Source organism: Thermus sp. (assembly GCF_037444525.1).
In the GTDB taxonomy this organism is placed as follows: Bacteria; Deinococcota; Deinococci; order Deinococcales; family Thermaceae; genus Thermus.
The window spans coordinates 1-4140 of record NZ_JBBIMD010000098.1 but is presented as its reverse complement, the minus strand read 5'-3'; the positions used below and the strand labels follow the sequence as shown (position 1 = coordinate 4140).

2 protein-coding genes, 2 tRNA genes and 1 pseudogene are annotated in these 4140 nt (G+C 60.4%); all 5 read right to left on the bottom strand.

The genetic code is table 11. The features are described 5' to 3' along the window. Positions 1-311 precede the first annotated feature (311 nt). The 5 genes and pseudogenes from WKI94_RS11515 to WKI94_RS11495 all read right to left on the bottom strand — a co-directional run bounded on the left by WKI94_RS11515 (position 312) and on the right by WKI94_RS11495 (position 4097). Positions 312-1316: a homoisocitrate dehydrogenase gene (locus WKI94_RS11515; RefSeq protein WP_337845868.1), complete on the bottom strand. Its 1005-nt coding sequence runs from the start codon at positions 1314-1316 to the stop codon at positions 312-314. Positions 1317-1362: 46 nt separating this feature from the next. After that, positions 1363-1854: a DUF5317 domain-containing protein gene (locus tag WKI94_RS11510; protein WP_337845867.1), complete on the bottom strand. Its 492-nt coding sequence runs from the start codon at positions 1852-1854 to the stop codon at positions 1363-1365. 50 nt (positions 1855-1904) lie between these two features. After that, positions 1905-3313: pseudogene (locus tag WKI94_RS11505) on the bottom strand (HD-GYP domain-containing protein). Between the two features lie 630 nt (positions 3314-3943). Then, positions 3944-4019, bottom strand: a tRNA-Phe gene (locus WKI94_RS11500). A 1-nt stretch (position 4020) separates the two neighbouring features. Next, positions 4021-4097, bottom strand: a tRNA-Asp gene (locus WKI94_RS11495). Positions 4098-4140: the final 43 nt, after the last annotated feature.

The window sequence follows — 4140 nt, the reverse complement described above, 5'->3', positions numbered from 1 at the left end:
GAGCAGGGCCTGCAGAACCTGGGTTACCGTTTCCCTCACTGCTTCCCTCAAGATCATCTGGAGGGTATCCTGATCCATGGGGTACCTCCTCTCCCGTTGGTACCCCCATTCATACACATACCCTTACACATAATTCCTTACACGACCAACCTCACACCCTTTTGGCAAATAGCATAGCGCGAACACCCTCACAAGGGCCCAACAAGGGCGGTCTTCCTTGTGGCCATGCCCTCCGGGTTGGCCCCTGCATGGGGCCAATATACCACAAAGCCCCCAGGAAACCCCCTGGGGTTTTGTGGACGCCCCTTGCCTTACACCTGCCCTAGCGCCCGGATGACCGCCTCCGTGAAGGCCTGGGTGGTGGCGTTTCCTCCCAGGTCGGGGGTGCGGGGGCCTTCTTCCAGGGCCAGGTCCACCGCCCGCTCCACCTTGCGGGCCGTCTCCTTTTCCCCCAGGTAGTCCAGCATCATGGCCGCGGAGAGGATGGTGGCCGTAGGGTTGGCGATGCCCTTCCCCGCGATGTCTGGGGCGGAGCCGTGCACGGGCTCAAAGACCGCGGTGGTGTCCCCGATGTTGGCGGAAGGGGCCAGGCCCAGGCCTCCCACAAGCCCCGCGGTGAGGTCGGAGAGGATATCCCCCAGGAGATTGGTGGTGACGATCACGTCAAAGCGCTCCGGGCGCATGACGAGTTGCATGGCGCAGTTGTCCACGATGATGTCCTGGACGTTGACCAGAGGGAAGTCCTTGGCCACCTCCCGCACCGTGTCTAGGAAAAGCCCCTGGGTGAGGGGGAGGACGTTGGCCTTGTGGGCGATGTGGAGGGTTTTGCGGGGCCGACTTTCGGCGATCTTCAAGGCCACCCGACCGATCCGCTCGCTGGCTTTTTTGGAGATGACCGCGTCTGCGATGGCCACGTCCAGGTAGCGGCGCTCCTGCTCCACGTAAAGCCCTTCCGTGTTCTCCCGCACGATGACCAGGTCCACCCCAGGCCGGCTTCCGGGGATGGGGCGGCTTTTGGCCGGGCGAACGTTGGCGTAGAGGTCCAGCCTACGCCTCAGGTAGCGAATGGCCCCGAAAAACCCTGGCACCTTGCGGGTGGGGCTGGTGGCGGCCCCGAAGAGGGTGGCGTGGCAGGAGAGGATCTTTTCCACCGTCTCCTCGGGGACGGAGGTTCCTCTTCGCTCAAAGGTTTCCCAGCCCGCCTCCCCCTCCACGAACTCCAGGGGGAGCCCGGTGGCCTCCAGCACGGCCCGGGCCGCCGGGATCACCTCATGGCCGATGCCGTCGCCTTCTATTAAGCAGATGCGGTACCCCATGAACTGGCCTCCTTGACGGGGCGCATACCCCTCAGCGAACTATACACTACACCAAACCCAAGGCCCAAAGAGCAGCGAGGAGGAGGAGGCTCAGGGCCAGCCCCAGGCGGAAGGGGCTAGGCCTTGGCCCTAAAGGGCCAAGGGCCCCCTCCACCACCACCCCCATGAGGCCTAAGAGAATGAAGAGGTCCCCCGGGCTCACGGCCTTGCGCAGGGGGGGCAGGGCTATGGTGTCCCCTAGAAAGGGGAGGCGGGTGGAATCGTCCAGGAGGGTGTGCACCGCGTCTTTTCGCTCCTTCAGGATCTCCTCCCACCCCTCCACCCCCGCCCTTTCTAAGGCCTGGACGCTTACTGGCATATGGCCCCCATTGGCGAAGATGACCAGGGCGTTCAGGGCAAGGCCCAGGAGAACCAGGTAGAGGCTTTTCAGATGCCGGTTTTGGTAAAGCCCATAGCCCACGAGAAGGAGGACCAGGGCTTTGGCCAAAGGCCCCGCCCACTCCGGGGCGGAAAGGCCCCGGTAGGTGCCGTAGGCCAATCCCCCCTCGGCCAAGGCGGCCAGGAGGAAGGCCCAGGGAGCCCGGAGGTTTAGCTCTCCGAGGTCCTTGGGCTGGGCTCCGAGGACGATGGCGAGGACGATTCCAAAGAGAGCTGCGGCAAGGTAGAGGGTGATACCGATCCCTCCTTTGCGGCCAGGTAGGCCTCGCGGTCGCGCCAGATGGGGTTTTGGTGCCAGAGCGTGGTAAAGAGCCGGGCCAGCTTAGGGTCAAACTGGATTCCTGAGAGTTCCTGCACCTCCTTTAGGGCTTCCTCCGGGGACTTGGCTTCCCGGTAGGGGCGGCCTGCGGTCATGGCCTCGTAGGCGTCCGCCAGGCCCACGATGCGAGCTTCCTCGGGGATATCCTGTCCCGCAAGGCCCTCGGGGTAGCCCCGGCCGTCCCAGCGTTCGTGGTGGTAGAGGATGACGTTGTACACGAGCTGGTCAAAGGCCACCTTCTTGGCGGGGGAAAGGAGCTCGGCCCCTTTCTTGGGGTGGCTTCGGATGAGTTCCAGCTCGTCTTGGGTGAGCACACCCGGTTTGAGAAGGACCGCCTCGGGGATGGCGATCTTGCCGATATCGTGCAGCTTGGCCGCCCGGTAGGTCTCCTGGGTCTTGGCCTCGTCGTTGTAGAGGGCTTTGGCCAGGTCGCGGGCGATGTCGGCCACGCGCTCGGAGTGCATGCGGGTTTGCTTCTCCTTGGCCTCCAGGGCGTTCATGAGGACTTCCAAGGTGGTGTCAAAGGCCTGCTCCAGGCGCACCTTCTCGTCCCAATAGTAGCGGCTGTAGTAGAGGGGCACCAAAAAGAGGAGGACCGTCCACCCCCCCAGTTGCCGATGAGGGGGATTTCGTAGGCCCGGGCGAGGAGGAGGGCGAGGGGGGAGAGGAGAAGATAGCTAAGGGCAAGCCATTTGATGTTTTTGCGCCAGACTTCCTTCCACGGGGTGCCCGAGTCAAGGTGGATGGCCGTGGTGACCAACGAGGTGTTGATAGCGAAAAAAGCCAAAGCAGCTAAAGTTATGCTGACCCCAGCGCTTAGGTTTCATTGGCCAAGGTAGAGGGGGTTTTGGGTGAAAAAATGCCAAACCAGGCCTGCCACCGCCGAGGCTAGGGCATCTTGAGAACGATTAAATAGTTGTTTGTACCACTTGTTACCACCCCCTTGAAAGAGCACAACAAGAATGGGTACTATCCACAAGGGAAAGAGCACAAACATTGCTAAAGCAAAAACGAAAAGTTGACTCATGCTGGCTTGAAAGGGGAGGTGTATTCTAACCCGGACGCTCCAGTAAAGCAGTAGCCCCCAAAAGAGGATTTCCCAGAGGGCGTATCTGAGGGGTTCGTTCCGGAAGCTAAAAATGAGGCAGCCCTCAACAAAAAGAAAGCCCAAGAAAACCCCAATGATGAAATAATGTAGCTTAAAGGGGGATACCTCCGGATTACTCGGGTTAGGGGTCATCCTAACCAAAGCCTAGCACAAAATAGGGGCCCCTATGGGGCAAAAGAAAAAAGGCCAGGTTCCTGGCCTTTTTGCTTTACTCCCAGTGCACAGAAGCCCCAGCCGCAAGCCCAAGAGCGATCAAGCTGCCGAGAAGAACCAACACACGCGATCAGCTTCTTCATCTTCATCCCTCTTTTTCCTGCATCCGGGGGTTCGTCCCCGTTTGCTTGCCTTTTACTTTAGGGAGGTCTGTCAATACTGTCAAGAGGGGAGAAATAAGTATCGGCATGGTGAAAACTGCCATTCCCCACACGATATTTTGGACAAGGGAGAATATATGCTCCCAGCCTAGCACGCCCTGCGCCAGCTGGGATGGGGGGTAAGCCGTGCTTGGTTGTGGGCGGGAATCTTAAAGGGAAATAAGAAAACCCAGGGGGAATAGGGCTTCCCCTCGAGGTCCCCAATACACTTGGTTGAACATCCTCTGCGAATACATGGGCCCAATCTATGCCGAGAATCTGCCGCCCAAATGCACCCTTGAATGCGCCCCCAGAGGCTTTTGCCCTTTCTTCCTGGCTTTCACCCCCCAAGGGGGAGTTTAGCAGAAAACCCCGGAGAAAGCCAAAGCCCCCCAAAAAGGGGGGCTTTTGGTGCCGAGGGGCGGAATCGAACCGCCGACACTGCGATTTTCAGTCGCATGCTCTACCAACTGAGCTACCTCGGCGTGGCGGCCCCGACGGGACTCGAACCCGCGATCTCCCACGTGACAGGCGGGTGTGTTAACCAACTACACCACGGGGCCTTGGGTTTTTGCCGGGTCGGGGGCGTCCGACCGGGCATTTAGG